Annotated in this window: 12 protein-coding genes; 2 read left to right on the top strand and 10 right to left on the bottom strand. The window is 68.7% G+C overall.

All coding sequences use genetic code 11. From position 1 onward, the window contains the following. Window positions 1-8 precede the first annotated feature (8 nt). The 3 genes from ACK4K7_RS04280 to ACK4K7_RS04270 all read right to left on the bottom strand — a co-directional run bounded on the left by ACK4K7_RS04280 (window position 9) and on the right by ACK4K7_RS04270 (window position 2201). Window positions 9-374: a hypothetical protein gene (locus ACK4K7_RS04280; RefSeq protein ID WP_431863987.1), complete on the bottom strand. Its 366-nt coding sequence runs from the start codon at window positions 372-374 to the stop codon at window positions 9-11. Window positions 375-558: 184 nt separating this feature from the next. Beyond that, window positions 559-1440, bottom strand: a complete 882-nt coding sequence (locus ACK4K7_RS04275) for an NAD(P)H-hydrate dehydratase (RefSeq protein ID WP_431863986.1) — start codon at window positions 1438-1440, stop codon at window positions 559-561. Then, window positions 1437-2201: a histidine phosphatase family protein gene (locus ACK4K7_RS04270; protein WP_431863985.1), complete on the bottom strand. Its 765-nt coding sequence runs from the start codon at window positions 2199-2201 to the stop codon at window positions 1437-1439. Before ACK4K7_RS04270 ends, ACK4K7_RS04275 begins: the two co-directional genes overlap by 4 nt. A gap of 201 nt (window positions 2202-2402) precedes the next feature. On the opposite strand from ACK4K7_RS04270, the gene ACK4K7_RS04265 reads away from it, so the two are divergent. Together ACK4K7_RS04265 and ACK4K7_RS04260 are read left to right on the top strand one after the other, a co-directional pair. Continuing rightward, window positions 2403-2678 carry a PqqD family protein gene (locus tag ACK4K7_RS04265; RefSeq protein ID WP_431863984.1) on the top strand — a complete coding sequence of 92 codons (276 nt, stop codon included), beginning with the start codon at window positions 2403-2405 and terminating at the stop codon, window positions 2676-2678. Further along, window positions 2675-4573, top strand: a complete 1899-nt coding sequence (locus ACK4K7_RS04260; RefSeq protein WP_431863983.1) for an asparagine synthetase B family protein — start codon at window positions 2675-2677, stop codon at window positions 4571-4573. The genes ACK4K7_RS04265 and ACK4K7_RS04260 overlap by 4 nt, the downstream gene beginning before the upstream one ends. Here the strand turns inward: ACK4K7_RS04260 and ACK4K7_RS04255 are convergent. From ACK4K7_RS04255 to ACK4K7_RS04225, 7 genes are all read right to left on the bottom strand, one after another. Continuing rightward, window positions 4566-4769 (bottom strand): hypothetical protein, encoded by a 204-nt coding sequence (locus ACK4K7_RS04255; protein WP_431863982.1) that lies wholly within the window; start codon window positions 4767-4769, stop codon window positions 4566-4568. The genes ACK4K7_RS04260 and ACK4K7_RS04255 overlap by 8 nt on opposite strands. 56 nt (window positions 4770-4825) lie before the next feature. Continuing rightward, window positions 4826-5485 (bottom strand): hypothetical protein, encoded by a 660-nt coding sequence (locus tag ACK4K7_RS04250; RefSeq protein WP_431863981.1) that lies wholly within the window; start codon window positions 5483-5485, stop codon window positions 4826-4828. A 12-nt stretch (window positions 5486-5497) separates the two neighbouring features. Further along, window positions 5498-5926, bottom strand: a complete 429-nt coding sequence (locus tag ACK4K7_RS04245; RefSeq protein ID WP_431863980.1) for a lasso peptide biosynthesis B2 protein — start codon at window positions 5924-5926, stop codon at window positions 5498-5500. Continuing rightward, complete coding sequence (locus ACK4K7_RS04240) at window positions 5923-7125, bottom strand: nucleotidyltransferase family protein (protein ID WP_431863979.1); 1203 nt, start codon at window positions 7123-7125, stop codon at window positions 5923-5925. The genes ACK4K7_RS04245 and ACK4K7_RS04240 overlap by 4 nt, the downstream gene beginning before the upstream one ends. Beyond that, window positions 7122-8858 (bottom strand): ATP-binding cassette domain-containing protein, encoded by a 1737-nt coding sequence (locus tag ACK4K7_RS04235; RefSeq protein ID WP_431863978.1) that lies wholly within the window; start codon window positions 8856-8858, stop codon window positions 7122-7124. Before ACK4K7_RS04235 ends, ACK4K7_RS04240 begins: the two co-directional genes overlap by 4 nt. A 124-nt stretch (window positions 8859-8982) precedes the next feature. Beyond that, window positions 8983-9150, bottom strand: coding sequence for a hypothetical protein (locus tag ACK4K7_RS04230; protein WP_431863977.1), 168 nt, complete (start codon window positions 9148-9150; stop codon window positions 8983-8985). A gap of 60 nt (window positions 9151-9210) precedes the next feature. Then, complete coding sequence (locus ACK4K7_RS04225) at window positions 9211-17403, bottom strand: hypothetical protein (RefSeq protein ID WP_431863976.1); 8193 nt, start codon at window positions 17401-17403, stop codon at window positions 9211-9213. Between the last annotated feature and the right edge of the window lie 136 nt (window positions 17404-17539).

The raw sequence follows: 17539 nt of genomic DNA, 5'->3' as shown, positions 1-17539 counted from the left end.
GACCCCGTTTAGGCGAGTTCGCGCACGCTGGCGACCCGGAACGGTAGCCGCCGGCCGTCCGGTTCGGTGACCGTCACATATTCGCCCGGCCGGATCGGGTGGCTTTCGAGGTGGAAGACCTGTTCGTCATCCTCCTCGCCGGCGCGGTAGCTGAACGCCCAGCCGTTCTGGGTGCGGATCACCTGGCCCGACAGGTCGGGCTCGCTCGGCCAATAGCGGCGCACCGTCGCCTGCCCCGGCCGCCGGCTGAGCGCGGCCTCGTCGATCAGGCCGTCCTCGGCGAGCGGCAGGCGGAGAAGATAGGCGCGGCTGGCCGAACCGCCCGGAAATTCCGGCGTGCGCGCAAGTTCGAGACGTATCGCTGTCCAGTTCATGCTGCCCGGATTGCCGGTTTCCGGCCCGCGCCGACATACGCAATGCTACGGAACGCCCCCTCCTCCTACTCCCCTCCCTGCACGCAGGGAGGGGCCGGGGGTGGGTACGCCTCCGGAGAAATCCGGGAAACGGAGACGGACCCACCCCTGACCCCTCCCTGTTCCCAGGGAGGGGGACGAAACTCTAGCCGCCCTCCAGCAGCCGCGGCACCTCGTCCAGCAACTCGCGCGCCAGGAAGCCGACCCGCCCGACCTGCCGGCTCAGCCGCCGCCCGGCCTCGCCGTGCAGCCACACGCCCCACAAAGCGGCGGTCAGCGGATCGGCGCCGCGCGCGCAGAGGCCGCCGACGATGCCGGCCAGCGCGTCGCCCGATCCCGACGTCGCCAGCCCCACCCCGCCGCCTTCGAAGCGGAAGGCGCGGCCGTCCGGGGCGACGATGAAGCTGTAGCGTCCCTTGATCACCGCGACCGCGCCGAACCGTTCCGAGGCGGTACGGGCCGCGGCGAGCGGGTCGGCCTCCACCGCCTCGCGCGTCGTGCCGAGCAGACCCGCCGCCTCGCCGGCATGCGGCAGCACCACCGTGCCCCCGCGCCGCGCCCGCGCCGCCTCCACCCGCTTGTCGAGGCAGCCGAGCGCGGCCGCGTCGAGCACCAGCGGAATCTCCGCCCCGCAGCCGAGCAGCGCGTCGAGCAGCTTTTCGAGCGGCGGCCCCTGCCGGAGGCCGCAGCCGACCATCACCGCCTGCGCCTTCTCCGCCCATCCGACCAGCGGCGCGATCCCCTCCTCGGCGATGCAGCCGTCCTCCGTCTCGTCATGGCCGATCACCCGCGCCTCCGGGACGGCGATGCCGAGCTGGACGGCGACGCTGCGCGCGGTCGCGATCTGGAGCTTGCCCGCCCCGGCGCGCAGCGCGCCCACCCCGGCGAGGAGGGCGGCACCGGGCAATTCCCGGCTGCCGGCGACGACGAGCAGCCGCCCCCGGTCCTCCTTGCCCGAATCCTCCGGATGATGCGGCAGCGGGAACCGCGCCAGCAGGCCGGCGTCCAGGATCTCGAAATCCGTCATCGCGCGCCCCTGATCGCGTCCGGCTCGGCGGTGAGCGGCGCATGGTCCTCGATCAGCGGCGCCGCGAAATTGTAGCGTACCAGCCGCGGCATGCAGGCGCGCGCGTCGTCCGGCTCGAATTCATATTCGCACACGCCGCAGTTCAGCACCCCGGCCTCCCGGTCGATGCGCAGGATGCCGTCCTCGTCCAGTTCCTCCAGAATGTAGCGCAGGCACAGCACCACCACCTGGTGGCAGACGATCAGCACGCGGCGGTCGGCATGGTGGAGGCTGATCGTGTCGAGCGCGCTCCTGAGGCGCAGGATCACGTCGGCCCAGCTCTCGCCGCCGGGCGGCCGGTGGTAGAATTTGCCGAGCAGCGCGCGATGCTCCGCCTGGTCGGGAAAGCGGGCGCGGATGCCGTCGCCGGTCAGCCGGTCGAGGATGCCGAACTCGCGCTCGCGCAGCCGCTCGTCGATGATCGGGCCGCGCACCCCGCAGGCGTCCGGAAGCCGGCCGCAGACCGCCTCCGCCGTCTGCCGCGCGCGCAGATAAGAGGAGGACACGATCACCTCCGGCCGCTCTTCCGGCCCGAGCCCGGCGAACCAGTGGCCGAGCGCCGCGGCCTGCGCCTCGCCCAGCGCCGACAGCGGCACGTCGACGTCGCGCACCGCGATGTCGATCATCTCCTCCCCCGCCGCCGCCGCCTCGGCGCGCGCGACATTGCCGGCGCTCTGCCCATGCCGGACGATCCACAACCGCGCTGGCCACCGCTGCCGCATGAAGGGACAAAGCACGAGAAGCGGCGAGGTTGCGGGGGCTCGGCCGCGATCGTCCCGCAGGCTCCGGACGACCTCCGCAGCCGGGGTCTCCCGGGAGCGTTCGGGGTCCGGCAGGGTGAAAGCCCGTTGACACGCCTTCGCCGCTCCGGAAGGAGCGTCATCGTGAACCACGGACCGGTGTAGAAAATGCGTTCGGAAACAATGCTGAGCCGCGCCGCGGGCCTGCTCGAGGCCGAGGTGGACGGGGAGTTGATCGGGCTGCACGTGGAAAACGGCACCTGTTACGGGTTCAACCGAACCGCGAGCCTCGTCTGGTCCATGCTCGAGCAGCCGCGCCGCTTCGGCGAACTCGTCGATGAACTCGCCGCATCGCACCATGTCGATTGGGATCGCTGCGCTGCGGAGGTTGAATCTCTCCTCCGCGACCTCGCCGAAGACGGCCTCGTCCTCATCGTAGACCCGGGCGCCCAGGCTTGACGGCGCTCGCCGGCTTCTGGAGCTTCGAGGGATCGCCCGCGTCCGCGAGACGCGACCGGATGCTGCACGCGCAGCGGTGCTATGGCGACGGCGCGCCATCGACTTGGGACGGGGACGGCATCGCTCTTGGCAAGCGGATCGCCCGGCAACTGCCCGAGGACAGGTTCGATCCAGGCATTGCGGTGGGCGCGGACGGCGCAATGGCAATGGCCGCGGACGTCCGGCTCGACAATCGGGACGAACTCGCCACGCAGCTCGGCCTCCACCTCGATGACGCGCGCCGCATGTCGGATGCGGCCTTCCTGCTGCGCGCCTGGGAGCGGTGGGAGGCAGGTGCGCTCGACCGGATCGTCGGCGACTTCGCCTTCGCGCTGTGGGACTCGCGTTGCCGGCAGCTGTTTCTGGCGCGCGACTTCCTCGGGCAGAAGCCGCTTTGCTACAGCCGCCGGCATGGCTTCGCCGCATTTGCGTCCATGCCGGCGGGCTTGCACGCGCTCCCCGAAATTCCGCCGATGGTCGACATCTCCAGCCTCCGGCGGTTCGTGGCGCTGGCGGCGGAGACGGGGGCAGCCACCTTCTTCACCGACGTGCGGCGGGTGGAGCCGGGGCACCTCGTCCGCATCGACGACGCGGGCGAGCGCGCCGAGCGCTACTGGCGCCCCTCGCTCGCGCCGATCCGCTTCAAGACGGACCTCGATTATGTCGAGGCGGTTCGCGAGACACTGGACCGGTCGGTGGCGTCACGCCTCAGAGGCGCCGGAGAGCGCGTCGCGGCCCATCTCAGCGCCGGCCTCGACAGCTCGGCCGTGACATCCGCCGCGGCGCGGCTTGTCGGCCCATCCGGGATGGTCACCGCCTTCACCGCCGTGCCCGGCACGGACGTCGCCCTTTCCGCGGCCGAGGGGCGGCTGACGGACGAAGGCCCGCTCGCGGCCGCCGTCGCCGACTCCGTCCCCAATGTGAATCATGTCCGCGTCGGAAGCCAAGGCTTCGCGCCGCTGGAGGAGCTCGAGCGAGGGGCCGCCTTGTACCAGCGCCCGCTCAACAACCTGTGCAACTATGGCTGGGCGACGGCGATCAACGACGCCGTGCGAGACATGGGCATCGGCGTGTTGCTGACCGGCCAGGCCGGCAATTTCACCCTCAGTCACAGCGGCAGCGAACTCCTTCCTCTTCTGGCGAAGCGCGCACGGATCTTCCGCCTGCTGCGCGAGGCAGCGGCGCTCAAGCGGAACGGGGCGTCGACGAAATCGCTCGCCGTCCAGACGCTGGGTCCCCTGCTTCCGCGCGGCGCATGGTCGGTTGCGCAAAGGTGGCGCGGCGCGCCAACGCGCTCCGAGGATCTGACGCTGCTCAACCCCGACCTCGACCCGGACACCTCTCCGACCGATGTCGATTACGGCCAGCGGCCCGGCATCGAAGATCCCGCCGATCGCGTCGCCACCCTCCAGTCGCTCGACTTCGGGAATTTCAACAAGGGCATATGGGCCGGCTGGGGCGTCGACATGCGCGATCCGACCGCGGATCGAAGGCTGGTGGAATTCTGCCTCGCCGTTCCCGCCGACCAGTTCCTCCACAAGGGACAGTCCCGCAGCCTCGCCCGAAGAGCCTTGGAGGGCCGCATACCCGATCGCGTGCTCGCCGAACGGCGCCGGGGCCTGCAGGCGGCGGACTGGCACAGGGTCCTCTCGAACCACCAGGCGGCGCTCGCGGCAGAGGTGGAACGGATCGCGGACTGCCCCGCCGCCGCGTGCGTGCTGGACATCCCCCGCCTCCGGGCGCTTGTTCGCGATTGGCGCCCCGGACTGGTCGGCCAGCCTGGGCAGGAGCAGCTCTACCGGCGGGCGGTGCTGCGCGCGATCGCCGCGGGAAGCTTCGCGCGCTCGGTCAGCTGAACCTCGCCAGATCGTCAGCGACATGCGCCTCCACTGTCCGCATCTGGTCGTCGAACCGGCTGTAGTCGACATCGCGCACAAGCTCGTAAATCCGTGCTGAGCGCGCGATCCGGATGCAGGAGGCCAGATGACGCTCGCTGCCTCCGAGCACCGAGAGGAACGCACCTCGATAGGTGTTGGTGACGAGGGCCTCCACCGCCTCGACACCCGTCAGCCGACGGATCGCCGGCTCGGTGCCGTGCCGGCCTTTCTTCAGCAGTAGATGGAGGCGAGAGGCAGCGGTCCGCCCCGTGATCGGCGCCCGGTGGGCAGGTTGAACTTGTCCACATCGTCGAACGCACGCTCCAGTCCCGCAGCCGATCGGTCCAGATGCTGGAGCGCGTCGGCCCACAGCCGGATGCGCGGCACCCCCTGATGGACGACGGGCGCATCGCCTTCAAACGTGACGGCGCAGACGTCGTCGGAAAGAAGCGGCCGACCGGCGGCCGCGAAACGGGCCGCAATGGTCGACTTCCCGGCACCCGAATGGCCACCGAACGCGACGGCCACCGAGCCGAAGTCGATCGCGTTCGCATGGATCGGAAGGATGCCGCGCTGATGAAGCAGTGCCCCGAAGGCGGAGCCGAGCAGGAACAGCCGGACGTTCCGGTCCGAGGCGCCGGGTGCGGGATCGACGATGATCCGCCTGCCGCCGGCGATCAGAAAGCGGGCGACCTCGCGCACCGAAAGGAGATGACCTTCAGCGCAAGGTTCGAAGCTGACGGGTTCGTGGGATCCGGAGTGGAGGTGGTGAAGCGCGCCAAAGGAAACTTCGACATCCGCAGCGCCCGAAGACTCTTCTGCGGCGAGCTCCGGCAGCGCGATGCCGGACGACAGGCACAGCCCGTAGAGCCGGTAGCGGAAGCTTTCCATCCGCACGCCAGGCTATTCCGTGACCGACCTGCGGGATGCCTGGGCAAGGCAGACATGCTGCGGTGCCGCGGCCGCGCCGAGGACGATCTGTCCGCCGACGCTCAGCCAGACATGGGCGCTGAGGCGCTCCTCATTCTGGGTGACGCCGTAATGGAGGGTAGAGCCGATCCCCCGGCGACGAAGCATCATGCTGAGCGCCAGCCCTTTCTGGAAGCAGACGAGGCGCAGCGGGAGCCGCCGCGCGGCCGCCTCCACTGCCCATGCCGGCCGGAGGACGTCGGGGCCGACCTGCGCACCGTCGGGCAAGCAGGCCGACTCTCCTCCCGCGAGCTTCCATACGGTTCGGAAGGGCAGCATGCGGATGAGGATCGCCGCCACGACCAGCAGCGCCGACGCTTCGGCCAGCAACGGCCAGCGCCCCGGGCCTCGCGTGCCCTTCATTTCGCGAACCGCTCCTGCTCGCCGGCGCCGCTCGAACGAAAGGAGCTGAGAGCAATCTTCAGGAAGCCGTAGCAGAGCCGCACCGCCGGTCGGCAGAAGCCCAGGCGCTGCGGAAGCCGCCGCGCCATCGAGTCGCCAGCCTCGTTCCACCGCTGGGTAAGGGCGTTGAACCGGAAGGACCAGGCGTCGAGGATCAGGAACTGCGCGGCGAACCTGCGCCAGCGGACGCGGCGCGATCGGTCCGAACATGCGATCGCATGCAGCGCACTGGCTTCGAGGAAGGCATGCGCGCCATCGCGCCTCAACGCCTGCAGCAGCCGCGAAGGCACCTCCGTCCCGAAAAGGCGGTGGCACAGCAGCAGTGCCGAGCCGGTCGACCTGCCGGCCTTCAGGTGCTGGGAAGCGAGGTACCGGCGTTCGATCTCATCCGGTGCCTCGCCGTGCAGCAGGGCAGCCACGTCGCCGATCCACTTCATCCGGGACCAGCCGTGGCTTGCGCCGTGGACGCACAGATAAGCGAACAGCTCATCCTTCGCGAGCGTCGGCAGCCGGATCCCGCCGCCGACCTCCACCTCCTGACTTGGAGATGCGACACCGATCCCCGGGATGAGCAGCGGACTGTCGGCGAGACGATGGTGAAGATCGACCTCGATGCGCAGTTGGGGGTGGAGCCATGTCTCCTCCTTGCAACTGGGCACATCCTCGCTCCCGCCGTCCTGACGATCGAGTTCGTCCGGCGAGACATAGCCGGCCGTGCGCAGCAGCGCCCGTACCTCGAACAGGTCGGCGGGATCGATCAGGAGGTCGAGGTCGCAGGCGCTCTTCACCGCAAGGGTGCGATAGGCAAGCAGCGCCAGCGTCACGCCCTTGACGAACAGGAGCGGCACGCCGGACGCGGCGAACAGCGCCCGAAGACGTGCCGCCTCGGCGGCGAAACGCAGATTGGCCTGCGCGATCGCCGCCGCCCGCGCCTTCAACTCATGAGCGACCGCCGGGTCGACCGCGACGGCCGAGCGTACGAGCCCGTCATGGACGAGCGCTTCGATCCGGTGTTCCCGGGCGAGGTCGGCGAGCCGCGTCCAATCGACTTTGGCTGACGCAGCGTTCGATATGGCCGCCTCCCGCTCCGGCGCGTGCGGCCAGCGGCAGCAGGCGATGGCGAGCGCCAGCTCGGGCGAAAGGGTGACGGGGGGTTTCACGGGGTCGCCGCCCTGTTCAGGCCGAGCGCCGGTTGGTCGTGCGGCAGCTCGCCTCCGGCGAGGCGCAGCACCCGGTCGCAAAGGTCGAAATTGCGCGTGCGGTGAGAGACGAAGAGGATCGAAGGCCGCGGATCGAGGCGAATGAGCTTGAGCAGGATCCTCCGCTCCGTCTCCTCGTCCAGCGCGTTGGTGGCCTCGTCGAGGATGAGCAGCCGCGGCTCGCGGAGTAGCGTCCTCGCAAGCGCCACCCGCTGCCGCTCTCCCCCCGACAACAAGGCGCCGCGGTCTCCGATGATGGTCTCCATCCCGTGTTCCAGCCGCGTCACCAACTCGCTTCCCTCTACCAGCGCGAGCGCCGCGCGCAGCGATGCGTCACTCGCCCGATGATGCCCGCAGACGAGATTCTCGCGCATCGACCCGTGGAAGAGGAGCGTGTCCTGGGTCGCGTAGCCCACGCGGCGACGCCAGCCGCCGCCGAAGCTGTCGATCGGCACGCCCGCCACCGAGACATGGCCCGCCTGCGGCACAAGCAGGCCCGCGATCAGTTCCGCCAGCGTCGTCTTGCCGGCTCCGGAGGGGCCCGACAGCGCCACCACCTCGCCGGGCGCGATCTTCAGGGTGATGTCCCGCACGCCCTGGCCGTTTTCCCGGGCGCCGTGGATGTAGGTCAGCCGTTCCAGACCGATGGGACCGACCGGCGGGTCGCGGTCTTCTCCGGCCGGCGGCCCGGCGGCCGGCGCGAACTCGTCCCCGGCGCGGCGAACCTCCGCATAAGCCGGAAGGCTGTGGGCGAGGAGCTGCGCGCCCTGCTGGATCTGCGACAAGGGGCCGCCGATCCGCGAGAGGATCACAATCATCACCAGCAGAACGGCGGGCGACAATCCGGCATGATGGCCGGCGAGCACGGCGACGGCGCCGATCAGCGCCGCGACGGTGGCAAGCGCCACCGAGGAGCGGCTGAGCTGAAGCGAAAATGCGAGCTGGTGCCGCGCGAGCCGCTCCTGGCGATCGCGCAGGTCGTTCAGCCAGAACCGCTGAAGGTCCTGGGTGATCGCAAGCTTCAGGGTGCCGAGAAACGCCAGCAGCGTCGCGACGAGCCCGACATTTTCGTTCGTCACGCCCTGTCCCGCGCGACTGGCGCGCAGCGCCATCGGCACCAGCGCGAGGCCGGCGAGCCCGAGCAATGCGAGCGTGAACAGCGTGAACAAAGGGGCGAGCGTCAGCGCGACGGCCAGCTGCGCGGCCAGCATGATGCCGGCCACCACGATCTGGACCGAACCCTGCGCGGCGGCCCCGCAGGCCTGGATGTCTCCGCTGACGAGATGGGAGATGCGGCCGTGCTGAAGCCGCGCGACGTCCGCCGCCGGCGTTTCAGCGATGCGCCGGAGAAGCTCGCTGCGCAGCCCCAGCACGAAGTCGATCTTGAGCCGCGCGAGCACCGAGTCGCGCGCCAGCATCGTCGCGCCGCGCAGCATGACCAGTGCGACGAAGCCGGACACGAGGAACATGAGCTGAGCGTCCGGCCCACCCGGAATTGCCAGGGACTCCAGGAAGGACCGGAGCCATTCCGGCGCGGTGCCTTGTGCCGAAGATCCGCCGAGCACCAGCATCAGGATCGGCACCAACAGAAGCAAGCCCGCCCCCTCGAACGCGCCGGCGACGAGGGTGCAGGCGATGCCCGCGAAGAACAGGCGCCGGTTCGCGTTCAGCAGCTCCGCGACGAATCCCCGCAACGCATCGCCGGACGGGCGGAACGCCCCCCCGCCGCCGCTGCGGCGGCTCGATGAGTTTGCATGGACCTGCAATGTGGCCTGACCTGTTGGTGAAGCGGCCCGGGAGCCGCTTCGACCGGCAGCCTCAGCTTCCTTGAGCGAAAATCCCTTCGGGCCGGATGGGGTTGGCACCGGCCTCAGCATCGCCGGCGCGCATGCGCCGCACTTCGGGCGTCACCCAATCATTGCGCTGCGGCAGTTCGGTTTCGGTGAAGTTCTTCTCGGTCGGCATGGTCATGTAATCGGCATCCACTCAGGTTTGAAGAATTTAGCGTGCCGCACGGGCCTGCAATTGGCAACCCCGTAGATCGACTCAACCATAGAAGTCCGCGGCGGTCAGCATGTGGCCGTTGGTGGTCGTCACCGCGATGACGAGATCGGCCACGCCGTCGCCGTCGACATCGCCCTCGACCATCCAGCGGCCGTCCTGCTGCCAGGCGCGCAGTTCGCCGGCCTGGTTGCTGAACGCCCGGTCGCCGATGAAGGTGAAGGACTGTTCGCCCTCGGTGCCTTGATCGGCGTCGATGGCACTGAGATCGATCAGGTCTCCGGCCGAGAAGTCGAGGATCTGGTCCATCGCGTCCGCGGTCGATTCCTCCCATTCGAAATAGACGAAGACGTCGTTGCCCGCGCCCCCGCGCAGCTCGTCGGCGCCGAAGCCGCCGACGATCACGTCGTCGCCCGCTCCGCCCCAGATCCGGTCGTCGCCCGCGCCGCCGATGATCAGGTCGTCGCCGGCGCCGCTATAGACGCAGAAGGCACCGTCGCTCTCCGCCGATCCGTCGAAGGTCAGGGTCTCGTCCGACCTCAGGGTGTTGGCGCTGACGAACAGCATCTTGCCGGCATCGACATTGCCGTCGTCCATCGTCAGGTCGTAGCTGTAGCCCGCGCCGCCGCCGCCGAACCGCGTGTCGCCGCCGGTCATCAGCACCAGCATCTCGATGTTCCGGATCTGGTCCGCGCCGAACAGGATGGCGTCTTCGCCGCTGTAATTGCCCTGGAGGCCCAGCTGGTCGAAGCCGCCCTGCCCGTCCACCTCGTCGTCGGGGCCGAAGCGGCCGACGCCGAAGTAGAAGCCGTCGTCCTGCTGGCCCCCGATCACGATGTCGATCCCGAGGCCTCCGTAAGTGAGGAAGTGACCGTCCGTTTCCGCAGAGCCGTCGAAATATACGTCCTCGTCGTCCTGAAGCATGTTGAAGCTGACGATGAGCCGCTGGCCCGCCGCGACGTTTCCGTCATGGGTGGTGATGTCGTAGCTGTAGAGCTCCTCGCCGCTGTCGCCGAAGCGCGTGTCGGTGCCCGACAGCAGCACCAGGAATTCGACCGAGTTGAGGCTGTCTTCGCCGAGCACCAGGCCCGCCGAATAATCGCCCTGCAGGCCGACCTGGTCGATGCCATCGCCGCCGTCGATGCGATCGCCCGAATCGAACGCCCCGCCCATATAGATGCCGTCGTTGCCGGCGCCGCCGAAGGCGGTGTCATCGCCGCCGTTCCGCAGGTCGATGAAGTCGTCGCCGTCCGCGCCGTCGATCACGTCATCGCCCGCGCCGCCGGCGATCCGGTCGTCCCCGGCGCTTCCGGTGCCGGCGAAATTGCCGGTGCCGACATAGGTCAGGATTTCAACATGGGCAGGAAGAACATAACTGGACAAGGTGGTCCGGATTTCGTCCCGGCCTTCGTCCTCCTGCTCCTCCACTACATCGGCTTCGTCGTCGACGATGTAGACATCGTCGCCGCGGCCGCCGCGCATGATGTCCGCGCCGGCCCCGCCGTCGATCACGTCGTCGCCGGCGCCGCCGGTGATGGCATTCGCCATGCCGTTGCCGGTGAGAGCGAGGCCGGCGTCCGACAGAGCGGTGAGGTTCTCGACATTGGCGCCCAGAGCATAGTCGATCGAGGTGCGCACTTCATCGATGCCCGCGCCGTCATTCTCCTCCACCACGTCGCCGGCATCGTCGACGATGTAGACGTCGTCGCCGGCCCCGCCGCGCATCGTGTCGCCGCCCGCGCCGCCGTCGAGCAGATCGTTGCCCGAACCGCCGGTGATGACATTGGCGAGGCCGTTACCGGTCAGCGCCTGGCCGGTGCCGGCCGTTCCGGTGAGGTTCTCCACATTGGCGCCGAGCGTGTAGGCCGCGAGCGAGGTGCGGACCTCGTCGATGCCTTCGCCCGCATTTTCCTCCACCAGGTCGCCGGCATCGTCGACGATGTAGACGTCGTCGCCCAAGCCGCCGCGCATCGTGTCGGCGCCGGTGCCGCCGTCGAGCAGGTCGTTGCCTGCCCCGCCGATCAGCAGGTCGTTGCCGCCGCCGCCGTTCAGGACGTCGTTGCCCGAGCCCCCGGTGATGCGATTGGCGCCGCCATTGCCGGTCAGCGTCTGGCCGGTCGACAAGGTGCCGGTCAGATATTCGACATAGGCGCCCAGCGTGTAGGCCGCGAGCGAGGTGCGGACCTCGTCGGTGCCCTCGCCCGGATTCTCCTCCACCACGTCGCCGACATTGTCGACGATGTAGATGTCGTTGCCGAGACCGCCGCGCATGACGTCCGCGCCGGTGCCGCCGTCAAGCCGGTCGTTGCCCGCCCCGCCGATCAGCAGGTCGTTGCCAGCACCGCCGTTCAATATGTCGTTGCCCGAGCCGCCGGTGATCACGTTGTCGAGCCCGTTGCCGGTCAGGGTCTGCGCGGTGGTCGCGGTGCCCGTCAGGGTCTCGACATTCTCGGCGAGCATGTAGGTGGCGAGCGACGTGCGGATCTCGTCGATCCCTTCGCCTTCATTCTCCTCCACCGCATCGTTGATGTCGTCGACGATGTAGACGTCGTTGCCGAGGCCGCCGCGCATCGTGTCCGCGCCCGCGCCGCCGTCGAGCAGGTCGTTGCCCGCGCCGCCGATCAGCGTGTCGCTGCCTTCGCCGCCGGACAGAACATCGTCGCCTGATCCGCCGGTGATGATGTTGGCGAGGCCGTTGCCGGTCAGCGCCTGGCCGGCGCCTGCCGTCCCGGTGAGGTTCTCGACATGGGCGCCGAGCGTATAGGCCGCGAGCGAGGTGCGGACCTCGTCGATGCCCTCGCCCGCATTCTCCTCCACCACGTCGCCGGCATCGTCGACGATGTAGACGTCGTTGCCGATGCCGCCGCGCATCGTGTCGGCACCGGCGCCGCCGTTCAGCAGGTCGTTGCCCGCACCGCCGGCCAGCGTGTCGTTGCCGTCGCCGCCGTTCAGCACGTCGTTGCCCGAGCCGCCGGTGATGACGTTGTCGAGCGCGTTGCCGGTCAGCGTCTGGCCGATGCCGGTGCCGGTCAGGAGTTCGACGTTGGCGGCAAGGGTATACGCCGCCAGAGCGGTACGGACCTCGTCGGTTCCTTCGCCTTCATTCTCCTCGACGACGTCGCCCAGGTCGTCGACCAGATAGATGTCGTTGCCGGTGCCGCCGCGCATCGTGTCGGCGCCGGCGCCGCCGTTCAGCTGGTCGTCTCCGGCGCCGCCGATCAGCAGATCGTCGCCGTCGCCGCCGTTCAGGACGTCGGAACCGTCGCCGCCGTCCAGGATATCGTCGCCGCCGCCTCCGAACAGGAAGTCCGCGCCGGCGCCGCTCGAGATCACGTCCGCACCGGCGGTGCCGTAGATGGTGTCGTTGCCGCTGCCGGTGGTGATGGTGAGCGCCTCGATGCCGCTGAACGCGATCCGCTCCTGAAGGTCGACCAGCACCTGCCCCGTGGGGCCGCTTTGGCCGCCGCCGCCGCTCGGCACGCGGACCGACGCCGTCATGGCGCTGTAATCGACCACCAGCCGGTCGTTGCCCGCGCCGCCGTCCACCGAGTCGACGGCTGTGTCGGCCGCGTTGGTCCCGCCGGCGACGCGGATCGTGTCGTCGCCGTCGCCGCCGTTCACGATGTCGTCGCCCGCGCCGCCGTCCAGCAGGTCGTCGCCCGCTCCGCCGATGATGACGTTGCCGAGCGCGTTGCCCGTCAGCGTCTGGCCGGTGGCGGCGGTGCCGGTGAGATTCTCGAGATGGTCGCCGAGCGTGTAGGCCGCGAGCGAGGTGCGGACCTCGTCGATCCCTTCGCCCGCATTCTCCTCGACCGTGTCGCCCGCGGCGTCGACGATGTAGACATCGTTGCCGGTGCCGCCGCGCATCACGTCCGCGCCCGCGCCGCCGTCGAGCACATCGTCGCCCGCGTCGCCGATCAGGAGATCGTCGCCGTCGGCGCCGAATAGCAGGTCGTCGCCGCCGCCGCCGGTGATGACGTTGTCGAGATCGTTGCCGGCAAGAGTCTGGCCGGTGTCTACCGTGCCGGTGAGGTTTTCGACGTTGGCGGTGAGGGTGTAGGCGGCGAGCGAGGTGCGCACCTCGTCCGTGCCTTCGCCCGCATTTTCCTCCACCACATCGCCTTCGGCGTCGACGATGTAGACGTCGTCGCCCGCGCCGCCGCGCATCGTGTCGGCGCCGGTGCCGCCGTCGAGCAGGTCGTTGCCGGCGCCCCCCTCGATCACGTCATCGCCGCCGCCGGCGCGGATCTCGTCGTCGCCGCCGCCGGTAACGATGACGTCGTCGCCGCTGCCGGTCGAAATCACGATCCGTTCGACATCGACGAATGTGACGCTGCTGTCGGTGCCGTTGCCGAAGGTCCGCTCCCCATCATCGCCGATCACAGTGGTGATCGCCGCCGTCTCGCCGGAATAGTCCACCGTGAGCGTGTCGTCGCCCGCGCCGCCGTCCACGACGTCCCGCGCCTGACTGACGGAGAGGATGCTGTCATTGCCGGCGCCCGCGTGGATCCGGTTCGCGCCGGTGCCGCCGGCGATCTGGTCCGCGCCCGCCGCCCCGATCAGCGTGTCGTCGCCCGCGCCGCCGGTCAGCGTCGCCGCCGCCGCGTTGGTCGCGATGACGGTGCGCAGCGACACGGCGTCGAGCTGCGTCCCGCGCGCGTCGCCGCCGGTGCCGATTTCGATGAACTCCAGCCGGTTGGCGCCGTCAACGCCGCTGCCGGGGCCCGTCGCCGCCGCGGTGACGACGAAGGAATATTGCTCCATCGCCGTCGAGCCGGGGGTGATGGTGCCGATCGTCTCCCCGTTCCACCGCACTTCGAGCACCGCGGTCGGGTCGGCGCCGAGCGGGCCGCCGGTGGGCCGCGAGGCGGTGAAGGTCAGAAGCAGGCGGCTGCCCGCCTCGATACCGCTCACATCCTGGAAGATCCCGATCCGCTCGCCGGCGTTCGCCTCCATGTCGAGCGTGACGTTGCCGGATCCGCGATCGAAGCTGGGGTTGGCGCCGAAAGTGTTGAGCTCGAACTGGCCGCCGGAGCTGCGCTGCCATCCGTGAAGCGCGTCCGCCATCCGATAGGGAACACCGCCATATTCGGTCCCGCCGTCAAGCACGAAGCGGCGGGAATCGTTCGATCCGTCCTGGGTCTCGAAGCTGCCGTTGACGATCAGCTCTTCGCCCACCATGCCCGCGATGACAATGTCGTCGCCCTCGCCCCCGTCCAGGACGTCGCCGCCGCCATTGCCGATCAGAACGTCGTTCCCGCCCAGGCCGGCGAGCTGGTCTTGCCCGCCCGAGCCGGTGATGATGTTGGCGAGCGCGTTGCCGGTCAGCGCCTGCGCCGTGCCGGCCGCCACGAGATTCTCGACATTGTCCTGCAGGCTGTAGCTCTGCAGCGCGGTAAGGACGGTGTCGATGCCCTCGCCGGGATTCTCGATGGTGAGATCGTCCGCGTGATCGACGATATAGGTGTCGCTGCCGCGGCCGCCCGCCATCGTGTCCGCGCCTGCGCCGCCGTCGAGGATGTTGTCGCGATCGTCGCCCGTTAGGTTGTCCGAAAAGGCCGAGCCGGTGAGGTTTTCGATGCTGACGAGCGTGTCGGTGCCCGCGCCGCCGGTATTCTGCGGGCCGGAGATGCGCAGATCCACCGTCACGCCGGACGCGGCAGTCGAATAGGAGGCGGTGTCGTTGCCCTCGCCGCCGTCCAGATGATCGTCGCCCTCGCCGCCTTCCAGCCAGTCGTCCCCGCCACCGGCGAAAACGGCGTCGTTTCCGGCGCCCAGGAAGGCGATGTCGTCGCCGCCGCCCAGCGTCACATTGTCGTTGCCGCTGCCGAGGTAGAGGTGGAGGTGCTCGATGGACGTGAACAGGATGAATCGGGACTGATAGTCGTAGAAGCTGCCGTTATAGCCGCCGATGCTCCCGTTGACGTGCAGGCTGTGATAGTTGCCGAGCGCCACGTTCGAGGTGCGATAGTCGATGACCAGGATGTCCTCGCCGGCGCCGCCCTCGACCGTGTCATGGCCGTTGCGAACCTCCGCCCGGTCGTTGCCGGCGCCGAGTATGATGGTCTCGTTGCGGTTCTCGTTCGTGGTGACGACCGTGTCGTCGCCGCTGCCGGTGCGGACGGTGCCGAAATATTCGAAATTGATGAAGCTGCCGATCGGCCCGGAATAGCTGTTGGTCGACAGATCCCAGTGGATGTCGCCGGTCGCGTCGGACATGTCGGCGGAAATGCCGTCGATGCCGTCGCCGCCGTCGGCCTGATTGTCGCCCTTGCCGACATTCGCGAAATCGTCGCCGGCGCCGAGATGCACGATATCGTCGCCGTCCCCGAAGGTGACGTTGTCGTTGCCGCTGCCGAGATAGGCGTGGAAATGCTCGATCGAGGTGAAATCGACGTAGCGCGACTGGTAATCGTAGAAGCTGCCGCGATGGCCGCCGTCGGGATCGGCCGCGAAGGAATGGTAATTTCCGAGCGCGGCGGCGGACGTGCGATAGTCCATCACCAGCGTGTCGCTGCCGCTGCCGCCATGGACGCTGTCGTGGCCGTTGAAGACGGCCACGCGGTCGTCGCCCGCGCCGAGATGGATGATTTCGCCATAATTGACGTCGCTGGTGACGATCACGTCGTCGCCGCTGCCGGTCCGCAGCGTGCCGAAATATTCGAAATTGACGAAGCCCGTCCCGCCGGGCCCGGAATAGCTGTTGTCGGCCAGGCTCCAGTGGATGGCGCCGGTCGCCGCCGACATGTCGACGGAAACGCCATCGATGCCGTCGCCGCCATCCCCCTGGTTGCTGCCCTTGCCAAGATTGACGAAGTCGTTGCCGGTGCCGAGATGGACGATGTCATCGCCATCGCCGACCGTGATGTTGTCGTCGCCGCTTCCAGTCGTGATGTGGAAATGCTCGATCGAATTGAAGCCGACGTAGCGGTTAGCGTAATTGGTGAAGCTGCCGTTATAGCCGCCGATCGCGTCGTTCACGGCAAAGCTGTGATAATTGCCGATGGCGTGGGTCGATCCGGAGTAATCGATCACCAGCGTGTCGCTGCCCGCCCCGCCCCACACTTCGTCGTTGCCGTTGCGGACGGTCGCGCGGTCGTCGCCCTCGCCAAGATGAATGACGTCGTGGGCGTAATGGTCGCTGGTGACGATCACGTCGTCGCCGCTGCCGGTGCGCAGCGTGCCGAAATATTCGAAATTGGTGAAGCTGCCGACCGGCCCGGAATAGGTGTTGGCGCCCAGATCCCACAGGATCGCGCCGGTGGCGGCGGACATGTCGACCGACACGCCGTCGATTCCGTCGCCGCCGTCGGCCTGGTTGTCGCCCTTGCCGAGATTGACGAAGTCGTCGCCGGCGCCGAGGCTGACGACGTCGTCGCCGTCGCCGGTGGTCACATTGTCGTTGCCGCCGCCGGTCAGGATGACGAAATGCTCGATCGAGTTGAAGCCCACAAACCGATCGTTGTAGTTCGCGAAGCTGCCGTCATAGCCGCCGAGATCGGCATTGACGGACAGTCCGTGATAGACGCCAAGTGCGCTGTTCGACCCGCGATAGTCGATCACCAGCGTGTCGCTGCCCGCACCGCCCCACACTTCGTCGCTGCCGTTTCTGACGGTCGCGCGGTCGTCGCCCTCGCCGAGATGGATGACGTCGTGGGCGTAATGGTCGGTGGTGACGATCAAGTCGTCGCCGCTGCCGGTGCGCAGCGTTCCGAAATATTCGAAATTGGTGAAGCTGCCGATCGGCCCGGAATAGGTGTTGGCGCCCAGATCCCACAGGATCGCGCCGGTGGCGGCACGCAGATCGGCCGAGATGCCGTCCACGCCCTCGCCTCCGTCGGCCGTGTCGTTCCCGCTCCCCACATTGACGAAATCGTTGCCCGCGCCGAGCGCGATCACGTCGTCGCCGCTGCCGGTCGTCACATTGTCGTTGCCGCCGCCGGTGAGGATGACGAAATTCTCGATGGAGTCGAAGCCGACGAAGCGATCGGCGTAATTGCTGAAGCTGCCATTATAGCCGCCCCGTTCCCCGTTCACCGACAATGAGTGGTGGACCCCGACCGCATTGTCGGAGGCGCGGTAGTCGATCACCAGCGTGTCGTTGCCCGGGCCGCCATAGACCTCGTCATGTCCAAGGGTCACGGTGATCCGATCGTCGCCCTCCAGTCCGTGGATAACGTCGTTGCCCGGGGTGTCCTCGAGAATGTCGTCGTTCTCGGTGCCATGGATCGTCGCCATCGAAAGTCTCCCCCGTGCTCGGCGGCCCCTTGTCCCGGCGCAGTGCGCGCGGCGGAAAAAGGGCAGAATTGTAAACCACATAGGAGAGCGGCGCCGGGTTGCGCGCAAGGCAGTCGCGACGGAAGCGGCGGCGGGT

Source organism: Allosphingosinicella sp., assembly GCF_046295735.1.
Lineage (GTDB): Bacteria > Pseudomonadota > Alphaproteobacteria > Sphingomonadales > Sphingomonadaceae > Allosphingosinicella.
The sequence above is the reverse complement of the archived record's forward strand: the minus strand, read 5'-3'. Positions and strand labels throughout refer to the sequence as shown.

Coding starts and splice junctions, on each gene's coding strand:
- ACK4K7_RS04280 (WP_431863987.1), bottom strand. CDS start 374: ATGAACTGGACAGCGATACGTCTCGAACTTGCGCGCACGCCGGAATTT.
- ACK4K7_RS04275 (WP_431863986.1), bottom strand. CDS start 1,440: ATGACGGATTTCGAGATCCTGGACGCCGGCCTGCTGGCGCGGTTCCCG.
- ACK4K7_RS04270 (WP_431863985.1), bottom strand. CDS start 2,201: ATGCGGCAGCGGTGGCCAGCGCGGTTGTGGATCGTCCGGCATGGGCAG.
- ACK4K7_RS04265 (WP_431863984.1), top strand. CDS start 2,403: ATGCTGAGCCGCGCCGCGGGCCTGCTCGAGGCCGAGGTGGACGGGGAG.
- ACK4K7_RS04250 (WP_431863981.1), bottom strand. CDS start 5,485: ATGGAAAGCTTCCGCTACCGGCTCTACGGGCTGTGCCTGTCGTCCGGC.
- ACK4K7_RS04245 (WP_431863980.1), bottom strand. CDS start 5,926: ATGAAGGGCACGCGAGGCCCGGGGCGCTGGCCGTTGCTGGCCGAAGCG.
- ACK4K7_RS04225 (WP_431863976.1), bottom strand. CDS start 17,403: ATGGCGACGATCCATGGCACCGAGAACGACGACATTCTCGAGGACACC.